This window comes from Citrobacter europaeus (assembly GCF_037482245.1).
Lineage (GTDB): Bacteria > Pseudomonadota > Gammaproteobacteria > Enterobacterales > Enterobacteriaceae > Citrobacter > Citrobacter europaeus.
Genome location: NZ_CP148084.1, coordinates 1,542,258 through 1,557,799, shown reverse-complemented (window position 1 = coordinate 1,557,799; position 15,542 = coordinate 1,542,258). Strand labels below are relative to the sequence as shown.

12 protein-coding genes and 1 tRNA gene are annotated in these 15,542 nt (G+C 51.1%); 4 read left to right on the top strand and 9 right to left on the bottom strand.

What is annotated here, in order from left to right:
• Positions 1–78: 78 nt before the first annotated feature.
• The 4 genes from sixA to WHR59_RS07105 all read right to left on the bottom strand — a co-directional run bounded on the left by sixA (position 79) and on the right by WHR59_RS07105 (position 4,691).
• Positions 79–564 (bottom strand): phosphohistidine phosphatase SixA, encoded by a 486-nt coding sequence (sixA, locus tag WHR59_RS07120; RefSeq protein WP_003028179.1) that lies wholly within the window; start codon positions 562–564, stop codon positions 79–81.
• A gap of 208 nt (positions 565–772) precedes the next feature.
• The gene (gene fadJ, locus WHR59_RS07115; protein ID WP_338843760.1) at positions 773–2,920 is read right to left on the bottom strand and encodes a fatty acid oxidation complex subunit alpha FadJ; all 2,148 of its coding nucleotides are present in this window, start codon (positions 2,918–2,920) and stop codon (positions 773–775) included.
• The gene (gene fadI, locus WHR59_RS07110; RefSeq protein ID WP_043017084.1) at positions 2,920–4,230 is read right to left on the bottom strand and encodes an acetyl-CoA C-acyltransferase FadI; all 1,311 of its coding nucleotides are present in this window, start codon (positions 4,228–4,230) and stop codon (positions 2,920–2,922) included. Before fadI ends, fadJ begins: the two co-directional genes overlap by 1 nt.
• A gap of 176 nt (positions 4,231–4,406) precedes the next feature.
• Complete coding sequence (locus tag WHR59_RS07105; protein ID WP_003028186.1) at positions 4,407–4,691, bottom strand: YfcZ/YiiS family protein; 285 nt, start codon at positions 4,689–4,691, stop codon at positions 4,407–4,409.
• Between the two features lie 371 nt (positions 4,692–5,062).
• Between WHR59_RS07105 and fadL the strand changes: the two genes are divergently transcribed.
• Positions 5,063–6,343 carry a long-chain fatty acid transporter FadL gene (fadL, locus tag WHR59_RS07100; protein WP_043017085.1) on the top strand — a complete coding sequence of 427 codons (1,281 nt, stop codon included), beginning with the start codon at positions 5,063–5,065 and terminating at the stop codon, positions 6,341–6,343.
• Between the two features lie 59 nt (positions 6,344–6,402).
• Here the strand turns inward: fadL and mlaA are convergent, their stop codons facing one another.
• Positions 6,403–7,158 carry a phospholipid-binding lipoprotein MlaA gene (gene mlaA / locus WHR59_RS07095; RefSeq protein WP_043017086.1) on the bottom strand — a complete coding sequence of 252 codons (756 nt, stop codon included), beginning with the start codon at positions 7,156–7,158 and terminating at the stop codon, positions 6,403–6,405.
• A gap of 288 nt (positions 7,159–7,446) precedes the next feature.
• Between mlaA and WHR59_RS07090 the strand changes: the two genes are divergently transcribed.
• Together WHR59_RS07090 and WHR59_RS07085 are read left to right on the top strand one after the other, a co-directional pair.
• Positions 7,447–8,388, top strand: a complete 942-nt coding sequence (locus WHR59_RS07090) for a formate/nitrite transporter family protein (RefSeq protein WP_043017087.1) — start codon at positions 7,447–7,449, stop codon at positions 8,386–8,388.
• A gap of 75 nt (positions 8,389–8,463) precedes the next feature.
• Positions 8,464–8,535, top strand: a tRNA-Arg gene (locus WHR59_RS07085).
• Positions 8,536–8,586: 51 nt separating this feature from the next.
• On the opposite strand, the gene WHR59_RS07080 is transcribed toward WHR59_RS07085, so the two are convergent.
• A complete protein-coding gene (locus WHR59_RS07080; protein WP_075145864.1) occupies positions 8,587–9,216 on the bottom strand; it encodes a DNA-binding protein in 630 nt (209 codons plus the stop codon).
• A gap of 173 nt (positions 9,217–9,389) precedes the next feature.
• Positions 9,390–11,288, bottom strand: a complete 1,899-nt coding sequence (locus WHR59_RS07075; RefSeq protein WP_047409736.1) for a methyl-accepting chemotaxis protein — start codon at positions 11,286–11,288, stop codon at positions 9,390–9,392.
• Between the two features lie 375 nt (positions 11,289–11,663).
• On the opposite strand from WHR59_RS07075, the gene WHR59_RS07070 reads away from it, so the two are divergent.
• Positions 11,664–12,203: a DUF2058 domain-containing protein gene (locus WHR59_RS07070; protein ID WP_043017090.1), complete on the top strand. Its 540-nt coding sequence runs from the start codon at positions 11,664–11,666 to the stop codon at positions 12,201–12,203.
• Between the two features lie 104 nt (positions 12,204–12,307).
• Here the strand turns inward: WHR59_RS07070 and pgtA are convergent, their stop codons facing one another.
• Positions 12,308–13,555 carry a two-component system response regulator PgtA gene (pgtA, locus tag WHR59_RS07065; RefSeq protein ID WP_047409734.1) on the bottom strand — a complete coding sequence of 416 codons (1,248 nt, stop codon included), beginning with the start codon at positions 13,553–13,555 and terminating at the stop codon, positions 12,308–12,310.
• A complete protein-coding gene (gene pgtB, locus WHR59_RS07060; protein ID WP_179947226.1) occupies positions 13,545–15,539 on the bottom strand; it encodes a two-component system sensor histidine kinase PgtB in 1,995 nt (664 codons plus the stop codon). The genes pgtA and pgtB overlap by 11 nt, the downstream gene beginning before the upstream one ends.
• Positions 15,540–15,542: the final 3 nt, after the last annotated feature.

The following is a 15,542-nucleotide window of genomic DNA, read 5'->3' as shown; positions in this document are numbered from 1 at the left end:
CAGAAAAACAGAAAGAGCCGCATTTGCGGCTCTTTGATTTTTCGGATGACGGCTGCGCCTTATCCGATTCCAGACTTTTTAAATCGCTTTTGCCATTTTCAGGTTACACGGGCTCATCTGCCAGTTAAAAGTCCCCTTCCCGCTCTCATCAAGCGTAACGCTGGCAATCGCTGATGTGGTAAACATCGGCGGTGTTTCGCCCGGGCAAAGCTCAGACACCAGATATCCCACTAAAGGCAAGTGAGAGATTACCAGTGCCGTGGCGATACCTTCATTGGCCAGAGCCTGTAAATAGGCGCTGACCAGACCGACATCGCCGCAGGGAGTCAACTCCGGCAAAACATCCACACCGGTTGGCAGGTTCATACACTCCCCCACCACATCCAGCGTTTGTTCGGCTCGTAGGAACGGGCTCACCAGAACACGTTCGATATCCACTTTTTGACCTTTCAGCCAGTTCGCCATCAGGCGAGATTCGTCACAACCACAAGAGGTTAAGGGACGAACCGAATCACTGGCGGCATCGAGGGCTGCGTCGCCGTGACGCATGATAAAAACTTGCATATTGCACCGCTTTTGTTAACCAGAATCACCGACACCTTTATCCGCAGCCCCTATTGACCGTGGTAACGATGTGGTGGCCGGCATTGTGCCTTATCCATTCACCGAATGAAACGCTGTTTTTTACCTCAACGACGTAAGTATAGTCAATCTCTGTTTACATTTTGAGCGAGACCCATACATTCAGTGCGGATTCATCCTACGTTTGACCTCATGAATTCAGGTCAGTTTCCCCAATATTCCAGAATTTTTCACCGCGTTCCGCCATCTGCAATAACTGCTCACACGGTGTAAACCGCGAGCCGTATTGCGTGGTCAGCCGTTGCAGAGTCGCAACCACTTCACCCGCGCCGAGAGAATCCATATACCGGAACGGGCCGCCGAGGAATGGCGGAAAACCAATACCAAATACAGCGCCGATGTCGCCATCACGCGCGCTGCGGACTATCTTCTCGTCGAAACAGCGTGCTGCTTCATTGAGCATTAACATGACGCACCGCTCAGCTATCTGCACGGCGGTAAGCCGGCCCTGACCCTGGACGCCAATAAGCGTATAAATTGCAGGGTCGACCTGTTTTTTGCTTTTACGCCCTTTCACTCCATAAAGATAGAAACCCCGACCATTTTTTCTACCTTTGCGATCGTCATTCAAAATTGAAGCAACAACATTTGCAGGCGCGCTAAAACGTTCTCCATATGCAGCCTCAAGCACTGGTATAATTTTAGTGCCCGTATCAATTCCGACCTCATCCAAAAGTTGGATTGGCCCGACCGGAAAACCAAACTTAACCAGCGCGGCGTCAATGGTTTCAACCCGCTCGCCTTCGGTTAGCATACGTATAGCTTCGTTGATGTAAGGCGCTAAAATGCGGTTAACATAAAATCCAGCCTTATCCCTGACCACTATCGGTGTTTTACCCTGTTTTTTCGCCAACTTAACGGTTGTCGCAATCGTCTGCTCAGAGGTCGTGGCATGCGGGATAACCTCGACCAGCGGCATCTTTTCCACCGGGCTAAAGAAGTGTAAACCAATGACTTGTTCAGGCCTGGCAGCGTTCGCTGCAATATCGCCAATCGGCAAAGAAGAGGTGTTTGAGGCAAAAATGGTATGAGATGCGCAATTCTGCTCAACTTCTGCCACCATCTGTTGTTTTAAGGCCAGATCTTCAAAAACGGCTTCAATAATCAGGTCGCGATGCGCAAAGCCACGGTAGTCGGTTGATCCCGAAATCAGCGCCAGCTGTTTATCACGCTCGCTGCCTTTGATATGACGGCGGCGAACCTTCGTTTCAAGCTGTTCCCAGCTGTACTTCAGCGCGTGGTTGATTCCCTTAGCGTTTATGTCTTTGATACGCACCGGTACGCCGCCTTTACAGGCCGTCACGTAAGCAATACCGCCGCCCATCAGACCACCGCCCAAAATGCCTACGCTGTTAAGCGGGCCGGGTTTCGCATCACTTCCCGGATCCTTTTTCACATCGGTGTTGGCAAAAAAGATGTGCCGCAGCGCCTGAGACTGAGATGTCATCGCCAGTTCACCAAACGCGCGGGCTTCTGCGTCGTAACCGCTGCTGCTACCTTGCGCCAGACCGGTTTCGATGACCTCAAGGATACGTTCTGTTGCAGGGTAGTTACCTTGCGTTTTTTGCGCCGTCTTTTTACTGGCCATGCGGAATAACAGCGCCCGCCCCAGCGGCCCCGCTAACACACGCTCTCGCACCGGCAGAGTTCGATGAGCGGAACTGTCCTTTTTAGCCAGTTCCACGGCGGCTTCCAGTAAAATGGTATGCGGTACAACTTCGTCCACTAAGCCAACTTTCAGCGCCTGTTTTGCGCGTAATTGTTTTCCGGAGAGGATCATATCCAGCGCGGTACTAACGCCAATCAGACGGGGCAGCCGCTGCGTACCGCCGGAGCCAGGCAGCAGACCAAGCTGCACTTCGGGCAAACCCAGTACGGTTTTAGCATCATCGGTACAAATACGGTTATGGCACGCCAGCGCCATTTCCAGGCCACCGCCGAGGCATGCGCCATGAATCGCGGCGATAACCGGGATCGGCAAGGCATTAATTTCCGCCATAATCTGTTGCCCCTGACGGGCCAGCGTTTCGGCTTCCTGTGCGCTGCGACAGCTACCGATCATGTTGATATCCGCCCCGGCGATGAAGTTATCGGGTTTAGCCGAAATGAACACTACGCCACGCAATGCTTTGTTATCGCGAATTTGTTTCAGAATGGCCCGCACCTGAGAAGCAAACTCCGCCTTCAGGGTATTCATTTTTTCTCCGGGTACATCAATGGTGACAACAGCAACGTTATCCAGACGTACGTTTAGCGTAAAAGCCGATGTCATTTCCATTATTCCGCCTCCAGAACCATTGCCGCACCCAAACCACCTGCCGCACAGGCTGTCACTAAACCAAAACCGCCGCCACGACGTCGTAACTCATGGAGGGTTTGGGTGATCATCCGCGCGCCGGTCGCCGCAAAAGGATGTCCATAGGCAATCGATCCGCCCAGCACGTTAAATTTGCTGTCATCAACCTCGCCAGTGGCATGCGCCCTGCCCAGCACGTCGCGGGCGAAACGTTCGCTGCCCAGCAGTTGAAGATTCGCCAGCGTTTGTGCGGCAAAGGCTTCATGCATATCGATCAGGGTTAAATCTGCCATCGTCAGACCCGCTCTTTCCAGAGCAAGCGGCGTTGACCACGCCGGTCCCAGCAGCATGTCCTGCCAGACATCAATGGCGGTAAAGGCAAAACTACGCAAGTATCCCAGCGGCACCAGTCCCAGCTCTTTCGCACGCGACTCCGTCATCATAATCACGGCGGCTGCGCCGTCAGTTAGCGGGGTACTGTTCGCCGCGGTCACTGTGCCATGCTTGCGGTCAAAGGCCGGACGCAATTTTGCGTAATCGGCCAGCGTAGAGTTGCCGCGAATATTGTTATCTTCTGCAAAAGGATCCTTAAACGGCGGTGCGTAGGTCGTCATCACCTCATCTGCCAGTTTTCCTTCAGCCCACGCCTGAGCGGCACGCTGATGAGAACGATGCGCCAGGGCATCCTGTTGTTCTCGCGTAATACCATAAGTTTTGGCCATTTGCTCGGCCGTATCCCCCATGCGTAAACCGGTAGAATACTCAGCGACGGCTGGCGGCACAGGCATCAGGTCACGTAAGCGCAGTCGGGAGAAAAGTTTAAGACGCTGACCGGTGGTCCGGGCCTTATTGACATCCACCAGCACCCGCGCCAGCTTTTTGCTGACGCCAATCGGCAGAACTGACGACGAGTCCGCACCGCCGGCAATTCCTGCGCGAATCGTCCCCGCCATCAGGCTTTCCGCGACATTCGCCACTGCCTGAAAGCTGGTGGCACAGGCCCGGCTTACGCTGTAGGCATCCGTGTGCACATTCATCCCGGTCCCCAGCACAATTTCACGAGCAATATTTGGGGCTTCAGGCATTTGCACCACCTGGCCAAAAACCAGTTGTTCAATCACATCTGCGGGTATTTCGCTGCGCGCCAACAGTTCGCCAACAACCATTTTCCCCAAATCTACGGCGGGAATGCCATGAAACGCGGTTGCCTGACGGGCAAATGGCGTACGCAATCCGCTTACGATGGCGATGCGATCGCCCTGGCGGGTAACCAGCGGTAAAGCCTGACTCATAACACTCCCCTGTAAAAAATAAAAATAAGTGGTCTGACCTGATCACAGTCTTAACCAATTTTTTACATTTAGCCAAGCGGAGAGAAAAGAAAGTGGGAGCTAAGACACAGTGAATAATCACTGACAGTTACGAAAAAGCCCTTGCTACCTGGCAGCAAGGGCATTTTTTGAAGGGATTAACGCAGGCCCAACTGGAAAATCAGCGTTTCAGCTTCACAGGCAAAAACAAAGTCGATATCCAGACGCACACCTTCAGACACTTCAGTAAAGGTCGAGGTGATTTGGCAAGGCTCAGATTCCACGCCACGCGCCTTTTCAGTCAGAGCAGCCAGCGTTTCTTCTGCCTCTGCGCGATTCGCGAACACACGGCTGTATGACGCGGTGCAATCGGAGTTGTCCATGATGGTGCCAACATCCATACAGCAGCAAACCGGGGTTTCATCAGCACTGCATTTACTCATTGTAGATTTCCTCTGTATTCGCACCTGAGGTGCCAGATAAACGATGGGGATATTTTACGCTCCCATTATTCGCCTCTCCAGTCGTTAATTGTATGAAATGAGATAAGTGACCGAAATCACACTTAAAAATGATCTAAAACAAAAATCACCCAAACAGGTGAGTGCGCATACCCGCAATTTTGCCAGCTGGATCGCGTTTCCGAGATCAGAATTGAAAATATTTATAAACATACTTGCAACATTTCAGCTGGTCCGACCTATACTCTCGGCACTGGTCTGATTTCTAAGTCGTACCTCAGACCCTACACTTCGCGCTCCTGTTACGGTATGTAACATTGTTTGTATAAAAATAAATCAATGAGGTTATGGTCATGAGCCAGAAAACCCTGTTTACAAAGTCTGCTCTCGCAGTCGCAGTGGCAATTATCTCCACACAGGCCTGGTCTGCAGGCTTTCAGTTAAACGAATTTTCTTCCTCTGGCCTTGGCCGGGCATATTCGGGTGAAGGCGCTATTGCAGATGATGCAGGTAACGCCAGTCGTAACCCGGCACTGATTATGATGTTCGACCGCCCTACTTTTTCTGCGGGTGCGGTGTATATCGATCCAGACGTTAATATTTCCGGTAGATCGCCATACACCGGACGCAGCACCGATGCGGACAACATCGCCCCTACGGCGTGGGTTCCCAATGCTCACTTCGTGATGCCTATTAACGACCAGTTTGGTTGGGGTGCTTCTGTCACGTCAAACTATGGCCTGGCAACCGAATTTAACGACAGCTACATCGTCGGCGAATACGGCGGTAAAACCGACCTTAAAACGGTCAACCTGAACCTGAGCGGAGCCTATCGACTGAATGATAGCTGGAGCTTTGGTGTTGGTTTTAATGCCGTTTACGCCGATGCAAAAATTGAACGTTATTCCGGCGAACAAACTGCTGCATTGCCGAAAGTGGACCAGAAAATTGCCAGCCTGAAGGGTGATGAATGGGGCTACGGGTGGAACGCCGGTATTTTGTATGAGCTGGATAAAAATAACCGTTATGGCTTAACGTACCGCTCTGAAGTCAAAATCGACTTTGATGGCGATTATAAAAGTGGTATCCGTACTCAGGCCAACGCGTTACCTGGCGCAGGCACGGCGTTCCCGTGGGGAACAACCAATGCCACAGTCCCAGGTTCTCTGACGCTTAACCTGCCGGAAATGTGGGAACTGTCGGGCTACAACCGTGTAGACCCGCAGTGGGCGATTCACTACAGCATCGCATACACCAGCTGGAGCCAGTTCCAGGAGCTGAAAGCAACCGGCACCAACGGACAGACGCTGTTCTATAAAGAAGAAGGCTTCAAGGATTCTTACCGCATCGCGCTGGGTACCACTTATTACATGGATAAAAGCTGGACCTTCCGCACCGGTATCGCCTATGACGATAGCCCGGTTCCTGCGAGCAAGCGTTCCATCTCCATTCCTGACCAGGACCGCCTGTGGCTGAGTGCGGGTACGACTTACGCATTCAATGATGATGCGTCCATCGACGTTGGCGTCTCTTATATGCACGGTCAGAAAGTGACCGTCAAAGAAGGCCCGTATACTTTCGACTCTGAAGGTAAAGCCTGGTTGTTCGGTACCAACTTCAACTACGCATTCTGATTTTCTTCAGATATAAAAAAGGTGGGCTTTTTAGCTCACCTTTTTATTTTCATCAGTCCTTACTCGGAATCGATCTCTTTCAAATCGTCCTGAATGTCTTTCGCGTTCGGGTTTTCTTCTGGTTTGAGTTTCCCACCGTTCGCAATAAAGTCATGACGCTGGAAGTAAGCCTCACGCACCATGATGTAAGGATCGGAGGACTGACGCAGCAGACCGTCGGAATCGAGCAGCTGCGCGCGGGTTTCAATCCCTTCAACCGTCCATTTGCCTATCGACAACGGCCATGTCAGCCAGGACAGTACCGGATACAGCGTATCCACCATGTCGCCGCCATCATCACGCAACGTGAAGCTGCCATAGAATGGAAGCTGCATATACGGTCCGTAACCAACGTCATAATGGCCTAACGTACTACCAAAACGGTGCGGTTCAACGCGCTGTAACTTCGGATTAGCCATACCCGCCACGTCAATAAGGCCGCCCATACCTAACAGAGTATTCAGGAAGAAACGGGTAAAGTGCACCATTCCCTGATAAGGGTCACCTTGCAGGAAGTAGTTAACCATGACGGCCGGCTCTTCAAGGTTGCCGGTAAAGTTACTTAAACCATTACGTGCCGGCTGCGGGACATAATCACGCCAGGCTACGGCTACCGGTCGAACAACGTATGGATCTAAAACATTAAAGTTGAAGTTGTACATGGTGCGGTTGAACCCTTCAAATGGATCCGAACGCCCCTGCTGTTCAGTACCGGAGCTCGCACACCCCACCAAAAGTGTGGTTCCCAGCGCAAGCGCCGACAGGCGAAGCTTCATAAGTGTCTCCCTGTGTATTATGGCTATCGCTGATTGCCATCCATGACGGAACGAGGACGTATCCGCCTGTTTAGATGTGAGCGATTGTAACAGCACGTCAAATGATGTCTATATACCCTGTCTTACTGATTTGATCATAGCCTGGTAATACGCACTCCGCGGCGGTTCTATTCTAGCTAACCCGATAAAAACAAACGTTACCATTTTTGCTATCTCAGACTTTCTCCCGCTGATTTTCGGACAAAAGCCGCTACGCTTTAGCAATACGTGCTAATTCGGGATTCGGCTATGAATGACATTGAGAAAGAAAAGATTGATCGGCACAGCGACGAGCTTCAGGTCGAAAGTGATGAAAAGTTAGAGGGTAAAAAGATTGAGGTCGACGAGGACAGGCTCCCCTCCCGCGCCATGGCGATCCATGAACATATCCGCCAGGATGGGGAGAAAGAGATGGAGCGCGACGCGATGGCGCTATTATGGTCAGCCATCGCTGCAGGGCTGTCGATGGGCGCCTCGCTACTGGCTAAAGGGATTTTTCACGTACAACTGGAAGGCGTACCAGGGGGATTTTTACTGGAGAACCTCGGTTATACCTTCGGCTTTATTATTGTCATTATGGCCCGCCAGCAACTCTTTACCGAAAATACCGTCACCGCCGTACTGCCGGTGATGCAAAACCCAACCCTCGGCAATTTTGGCTTGTTGATGCGCCTGTGGAGCGTGGTTCTGCTGGGTAATATTATTGGCACCGGGGTTGCAGCATGGGCGTTTGAGCATATGCCGATTTTTGATGAAGAGACCCGCGATGCTTTCGTCAAAATCGGTATGGACGTGATGAAAAACAGCCCAACAGAGATGTTTTCTAACGCGATTATTTCTGGCTGGTTAATTGCCACGATGGTGTGGATGTTTCCTGCTGCCGGGGCAGCAAAAATTGTGGTCATTATTCTGATGACCTGGCTGATTGCGTTAGGCGATACCACGCACATCGTGGTCGGTTCGGTGGAAATTCTCTATCTGGTCTTTAATGGCACGCTGCACTGGAGTGATTTTTTCTGGCCCTTCGCGCTACCAACGCTCGCCGGAAATATCTGTGGCGGAACATTTATCTTCGCGCTGATGAGCCATGCGCAGATCCGCAATGATATGAGTAACAAACGCAAGGAAGAAGCCAGGTTGCAAGCAAAGCGTGATGAGCAAAAGCAGAAAAACCAGAAAAAACAGGACTAAATGGTGACTGTTTGAGCAGTCGGGCGGCTTGAGACTTACCGTTGTGAGGAAAAAACGCTATACTCGTGCCGCTTCGTCCCCTTAGTTAAATGGATATAACGAGCCCCTCCTAAGGGCTAGTTGCAGGTTCGATTCCTGCAGGGGACACTCTGAAATTAATGCTTCCTGCTTAAATCCAATCATTTACCAGTCAGTTCATCACAGGGCCTGGCGATAAAACGGCACATTCCTCACTGTTGCAGTCAGATTGTCGGACACTATCGTCTGCTCTGTAGCTATCCGCATCCCCGATTTTCTCAGCCTCAGTACGTCAGCAGCTATACGTTGGCTGCCAAACCAGAAAAGCCCGTCCAGAGCCGTGACATCAAGACCAGATTCCAGAGCCAGCTTCAGTCGTTCACGCGGCGCTTTCACCGCTTTAGCAATCTGCTGATATGGCGCTTCGCTTGAACCTGCAGGGCCAATGCGTCGGATACGATGCGACAGACGGTATTGAAATTCATTCGGGATCCCGTCGAGATTCGCTTTCAGGCTGTAAACACAACCAAAGCGTTTGCCGTTAAAGATGACGTTTTTCTGACTAAGCTGCAGCTCTTCACGCACGCTGGCAATCAGCTGTGGAGTACGCAGTAATAACAAGCGGAAAGGCAGCTCAAAACTGGTCACATAGTCTACATTCAATAAAGCAATACGCAGACGTTCTTGCGGCCCCGCCTTCAATTCGCGACATTCAGTAATAACATCAGCCCACTGGCCCCTAAGGCGGGAACTCTCAGTCGCCTCAGTAAAACTGTATTTTTCAGTCTCATAATCAATACGTTCAGTCACACGGAATTCCCTTCTGGCCACATCTCGGTATCGGTTGCTCACTTTACCAGCGACAAGATTGCTATGTCAGGAATTTTTCTTAACCCGCCCAATATTTGCTTCATATCATCACACAAAGATGAAGACAACTGACCGATCCGACGCGTTTACCGGATCGGTACAGCGGCGTCATGTCAGACAACAAAACGATTGACCAGCCCCTTCATGGTGACCGACAGATTGTCCAGCCGCTGGCTGTCGCTCGCGGCCTGAGAAACCAGCGCCGCATTTTGCTGAGTAACCTGCTCCATCGGTCGCAGCGCCAGGTTTATTTGGGTTACCCCTTGCGACTGTTCCGTCGCCACACGCGCGATATCCGCAATATATTGCTTCATACTGGTGGTATTGTCCGCCGCCGCTTCCAGCGCGGTAGCAGACGCCGTGACACGCTCAACGCCCTCACTAATTTTGACCATATTCTGCGCAACCAGCTCGCGGATCTGGTTAGCTTCTTTGGCGCAACGTTGCGAAAGATTCCGCACTTCACTGGCCACAACCGCAAATCCCCGGCCCATCTCTCCCGCCCGCGCTGCTTCCACTGCCGCATTCAGCGCCAGCAAATTGGTCTGAAACGAGATATCATCAATTGAGGTGACAATATTCGATATTTTCTCACTGGAAGCGCGAATATCCCCCATACTCTGGTTCGCCGCACTGGCAACGTTGCTCGCCTGCCGAACTTCTTTTTCCAGCCTGATTGTCAGATGCTCCGCTTCACGGGCATTATCCGCCGTTTGCGTAATCGTCGTTGATAGCTGCTCCATACTGGCCACGGCTTGTACTATTGATGCTGCCTGTTCATCCGTGCGTTGGGCCAGATCCTGATTACCCGCCGTAATACTGCTGCTGGCATCGGACAAAACCACGGAGCCTTGTTTAATCTCCTGTACGATATGCTGAATACTTTCCAGCATGGTGTTATAGGCACGATTAAGTGAGGAAAGCTCATCTTTACCCGGCGTCGCCAGACGTTGAGTCAGATCGCCATTCATACCCGCAATCTTGCGCAGCGTGTCGCTGAATTGGCGATGCATATTGACTGCGATGGCTCCGGCAAAGGTCAATGATGCCAGTAGCGCTAACAAGCTGACGACCATATATATTTGCCAGTTTTTTCGTGCATCCTGTGCAAGTTTTTCCGCATTCGCCAACAGAAGATTCGCCGTCACATTTTCTATCTGCCGCATCACTTCAATACGCTGGGTTTGTACTTTAAACCAGACAGTTGGATCGACATCAAATCCACCGTTGGCGGCATGGCTAAACGCGGTTTCACGAAATGAGAGGGCTTTTGACGCTTCTGCAGATTGTAAGCGATTTTTCAACATGGCCGCCTGTTCCGGCGAGCTCAGGCGCAACGATTGTGCCAGCCAGACGTTCTGTTTACTGACGACATCACTGAGCTGATGTAACTGTCCTTCGGCGAAATGACCGGAGGAAAAAATATTTGATAACAGTGCTCGTTCAATACCTGCTTGTTCTTTCAAATTCAGCAGGTTGTAGTAGGCGGCGAATGCGTTTGCCATTTCGCCAGAATCCGTCAACTGTCCCAACTTGCCGACAAAACTCAGCACATCAGCAATGACGTTGGTGTAAAACTTCACCACATCTGCGGCTGGAAGCCCCAACTGCGTGACATTTTCCCGGATGGTGGCAAGCGAAAGAATGTTTTTCTTAAACGCAGCGACAGAGGTAGCAACATCCCCTTCCGGTAATGCAGTATCGGACAACGAGCGCACGAAAACCTCAATCTCGCGATCGGTCAAAGCCCGTTGTGCATTTAACTCATCTTTGAACGTTTTCCCTGCAGCGCCCAGAAATCCGACACTCATTCCCCGTTCTTTTTGCAGTTCATGCACCACATTTCCGGCACTGCGAGCGAGCGCTGTCAGCTGGGCAATATTCTCCATCTGCCGTTCTGTCTCAATGCGCGTCAATATTCCTGAACCTGCAAACCAACATAACGCCAGTAATAATGGTTGTAGCGCGATTATTAACTTCATTTTCATCGGCATTCGATAAACCCACCACATGCTACTCCCCTCCATTGTCCATATTTTCATTATGGTTATCGGCGTTAAGAGGCTGCACTTTAAATTTTATCAAGAAGCAAGTGGTTGTTTTATAGATTGAATATCTGCCAAAATAACTCTATTTGATTATAACCGACAATACAAACATCTGTAACACAAAGCCTCATTGAATCTTTATCTCATTTTTTCAATTTATTTAGCATATTATTAAAATTTGAGAAATTGGGTAACTATCAAAACGATTCATAAAAAAGAGTCAGCCCCATAACAGTTACAATTGCTGGAGGTAACTGTTGTCACACGGCCATTATCTGGCATCCCGCCGAACGTTGAGGTTATAATCCTTACAACGATTTTTTTGGATTAGAAGCGACAATGACAAAACTTACCCTACAAGAACAGATGCTTAAAGCAGGTCTGGTCAGCAGCAAAAAAATGGCGAAAGTGCAGAGAACGGCGAAGAAATCGCGCGTTCAGGCTCGTGAAGCCAGAGAAGCGGTTGAAGAAAATAAAAAAGCGCAGATCGAGCGTGATAAGCAACTCAGCGAACAACAAAAGCAGGCCGCGTTGTCTAAAGAGTATAAAGCGCAGATCAAGCAACTGATTGAAATGAATAAAATCACCATTACCCGTGGCGATATTGGTTACAACTTTACTGACAATAATCTGATCAAAAAAGTCTATGTTGATAAAGTGACCCAGTCTCAGTTGATCAAGGGCCGTCTGGCCATTGCCCGTCTGACGGCTGAAAGTGGTAGCGAGAGCGAATACGCCATCATTCCGGCAGTCGTCGCCGACAAGATTGCCCAGCGCGATGCAAGCTATATCGTGCTTAATTGCGAACTGAGCCAGGAAGCGAAGGATGAAGACGATCCGTATGCTGATTTTGTCATTCCTGATGATCTGATGTGGTAAGCGAAACATCCCAATAATCACCCGGAATTTCATCGCATATTTCGGTGAACGCTAACGCCGCCACCGAAATACTGTCAACGTCTCCTCCTCCCCGATCCTGGCCACTAAAACTTATAGTGTTCTTTGCTCAACCCGTATTTTCTCATGCGTAAATAGAGTTTTTTACGCGGGATTTGTAAATACTCCGCGACTTCATTAATACGTCCCTGATGGATATTTAGCGCTTCAGTAATGATCTGCCGCTCGTACTCTTCAACCCGACGGTCAAGCGGTGTCGGTTCGGGCAGATGCAGCTGCGGATTCGCTGTTTCAGCCAGTGGAAGCAGACCAACGGCAAAAAGCTCGGCGGCATTCGCCAGTTCACGGACATTGCTTAACCACACACGACGCCGCATGCCTTTCAGTAAATCTCCTTCAACCTCGGGCACGGGATGGTTCAGGCGCAGACAGGCTTTCTGCAGATAATGTCGAAACAGCGGCTCAATATCATCCGGGCGCTGTGACAGAGGCTGGCAGCCGATTTGCGTCATCGCAAAACAGTAGTAGAGTTCGGCCACAATCTGATTGGTTGCCGCCAGTTCCACCAGCGATGTAGCGCCAATACCTATCAGGCGAAACGGACGCCGTTCCTGGCTTTGCAGATGTACCAGATGGTGCTGTTGTTCACGCGTCAGGCACTCAATATGGCTCAGGACCAGCGTTCCCCCTTGCGCTTGAGTAATAAGGTCATTCAGTTGCCCCGCATTCTCTAACGTCAATTCCCCACGGATAAACGGCCCTTCGGTATTACGCCCAAGCTGGTGTAAATAACGAGCGCCAGTCATACGCCCCGTTCCCGGCTCGCCATAAAACCAGACGGCAATGTCCGTTTCAGCCAGGTGCTGGAGGCGCTGGCGATACTGATTGACCCAGTCACTGTAGCCAAGCAGTTCAACCTGGAGCTTTTGCTGGCAATAGTGGCGACGAGCAATCACGGATTTTCTTTGGCGCAGCGCATCTTCTACCAACGACAGCAGTTTGCCGGGATCGATCGGCTTTTGCAGAAAATCCCATGCGCCTTTCTTCACGGCCTCTACCGCCATAGGGACGTCGCCATGTCCGGTGATCAATAGGATCGGCAGCTGATTATCATCCTGATGAAACAACGTCATCAAATCAATTCCATTGCAGCCAGGCATGCACACGTCGCTCAGTACAATTCCCGGCCAGTCGGCCTGCAGCCAGTTTCGGGCGTCATAAGGGTTACTGCATGCGCAGACACGATACCCCTCTTGTTCAAGCAACAGGGTGTAAGCGTCGAGAACATCGGCATCATCATCAATCAGCAGAACAGAATATTCATCACTCAACATCGTTTACATCCGTCAGATTAAATTGCAAAACGACGCAGGCATTATGACCCGGCGTCGAGGCCAGGCGCAGTTCGCCGTCCATTTGCGTCATTAACGATACACAAATCGATAAGCCAATACCGAGACCCACATCCTTACTGGTGGTAAACGGTTTTAACAGTGATGGCAATAACGCCTCTGGCCAGCCGGGACCGTTATCACAGACAAAGACGCACAACTGGCTGCCCTCAGCCTGCCAGTGAACGTCTATGTGCGCGGCAGTCGGACATGCATCCAGTGCATTTGCCAGGACGTTTACCAACACCTGCTGAATACGCACTTCATCACCTGCCACCCACACGCTCCGGTCTGGAAGCGTCAGCGTGCCCTGCTGCGGCTTATGCCGCATAGCCAACAGTTCCCAGGCAGCGCTGAACGTTTGTCGTAGGTCGACCGGATGCAAAGGCGCGCCCGGTTCGGCCCGACGCGCAAACTGACGCAGTGAACGAATAATGGCATCGATGCGGGTAATCAGCCCCTCCGCTTTAGCCAACGTACTTCTGGCCTGAGCGGATTGGTCCTGCTCAATTGCCCTTCCCGCCGTAAACAAGTACATCGACAGCGCATTTAGCGGTTGGTTAATTTCATGCGCCAGCGTGGTCATCGTCTGACCAACCACCGCCAGCTTTGCCGTCTGGATCAGTTCATCCTGCATCGCCCGGAGATCGGACTCAATCTCCTTACGCTCCGTCACTTCTTGCTCCAACTGATTTTTTTGCGCACTCAACTGACCCAGAGTATGGCGCAGCAAGCCTGCAATACGCCCCAGCTCATCGCGCCCATAAACCGGGATAGTAGCATCCGTTCTGCCAAGACCAATTTGCACCACGGCCTGGTTGAGCGCGGTAAAACGCTTCACCAGCCGCGAACGAATGAAGTAGTGGTTAAGCCCCCAGGCAAGAAGTAGCGCGAGCAGCGTAGCCAGCAAAATAAGTCCGCCGCTGACGCGAACAATCTGTTCCAGCCGCTGGTTAAACATCTGCATTTGCTGATGGCTACTTCCCAACTGCGCTTCCAGCAGCGTTCGAAAGCGCCCGAGCGTTGCCTCTCGGGTATGGTTGGCATCAACCAGCGCTTTTTGCGCGGCGACATAATCGCGCATGGTATCGGGCATTTTATTTTTCATCATGCCGATTTCCAGCAGCTCGTCGATAGTTTGCCGCAGGGTTATCGTACTGGGCCAGTCATCGAGGGTACGGATATTTTCATCCGCCGTTTTTTTCAGGTTCTCCAGATAGCGGATGTGATTTTCCACCAACATGCCGTCGTCACTACCCGACTTCAGTTCATTGAGCCTGTCGCGTAAATCATCAACGATCTGATTTTCAATTCTTGCCAGGGTGTAGACCTGCTGCTGCTCGTTTTGCACCTCTCTGGCACGTTTGAGATACAGCGCAGCATCACCATTTTTGGCCTCGATTTGATCCAGCAACGTCCCCTGCTGCCAGGTAAAATCCTGCACCAGCGAATTCAGCTCGGTAGTAAAATCATCATGAAGCCAGTCTATGCGCGCGGAAAGTTCGCTCACTTTTTCACGTACAAGGAACAGGTTGTAGAGCACCCGATCCAGTTCCGCCATCAGCGCCCGGCTGTCTTGCAAAAGCACTGCCAGTTGCTGCTGCTCTGTCGGTTGCAAGCCCCGGCTCAGCACCTCAATCTTATCCAGATGGGAGATTATTTGATTGCGTAGCTGCAACCTTACCGTGGTGTTGGGGGCCAGCAGGAACTCATTCAGTTGATCCACAACCAGGTTGAGATTCCCTTCAATCAAAAAAGCGGAATGCACGCGCGGGAAGTAATCATCAAGCGAATAACGTATCTGCGAGCTTTGCTCATGCCAGGAGTACAAACTGACGCAGCTTACGCTCAGCGTCAGTAATGCGCCGGTAAGGAAAGCGCCCCGCAGGCTGCTGCTGATGCTGAGCTGACGCAGGCGTTGCAGTATCGA

Bases quoted from the DNA above. Each gene is read 5' to 3' on its own strand.
- fadI (WP_043017084.1), bottom strand. From the start codon at position 4,230: ATGAGTCAGGCTTTACCGCTGGTTACCCGCCAGGGCGATCGCATCGCC.
- WHR59_RS07090 (WP_043017087.1), top strand. From the start codon at position 7,447: ATGAATGACATTGAGAAAGAAAAGATTGATCGGCACAGCGACGAGCTT.
- WHR59_RS07070 (WP_043017090.1), top strand. From the start codon at position 11,664: ATGACAAAACTTACCCTACAAGAACAGATGCTTAAAGCAGGTCTGGTC.
- WHR59_RS07105 (WP_003028186.1), bottom strand. From the start codon at position 4,691: ATGAGTAAATGCAGTGCTGATGAAACCCCGGTTTGCTGCTGTATGGAT.
- fadJ (WP_338843760.1), bottom strand. From the start codon at position 2,920: ATGGAAATGACATCGGCTTTTACGCTAAACGTACGTCTGGATAACGTT.
- WHR59_RS07075 (WP_047409736.1), bottom strand. From the start codon at position 11,288: ATGTGGTGGGTTTATCGAATGCCGATGAAAATGAAGTTAATAATCGCG.
- mlaA (WP_043017086.1), bottom strand. From the start codon at position 7,158: ATGAAGCTTCGCCTGTCGGCGCTTGCGCTGGGAACCACACTTTTGGTG.
- fadL (WP_043017085.1), top strand. From the start codon at position 5,063: ATGAGCCAGAAAACCCTGTTTACAAAGTCTGCTCTCGCAGTCGCAGTG.
- sixA (WP_003028179.1), bottom strand. From the start codon at position 564: ATGCAAGTTTTTATCATGCGTCACGGCGACGCAGCCCTCGATGCCGCC.
- pgtA (WP_047409734.1), bottom strand. From the start codon at position 13,555: ATGTTGAGTGATGAATATTCTGTTCTGCTGATTGATGATGATGCCGAT.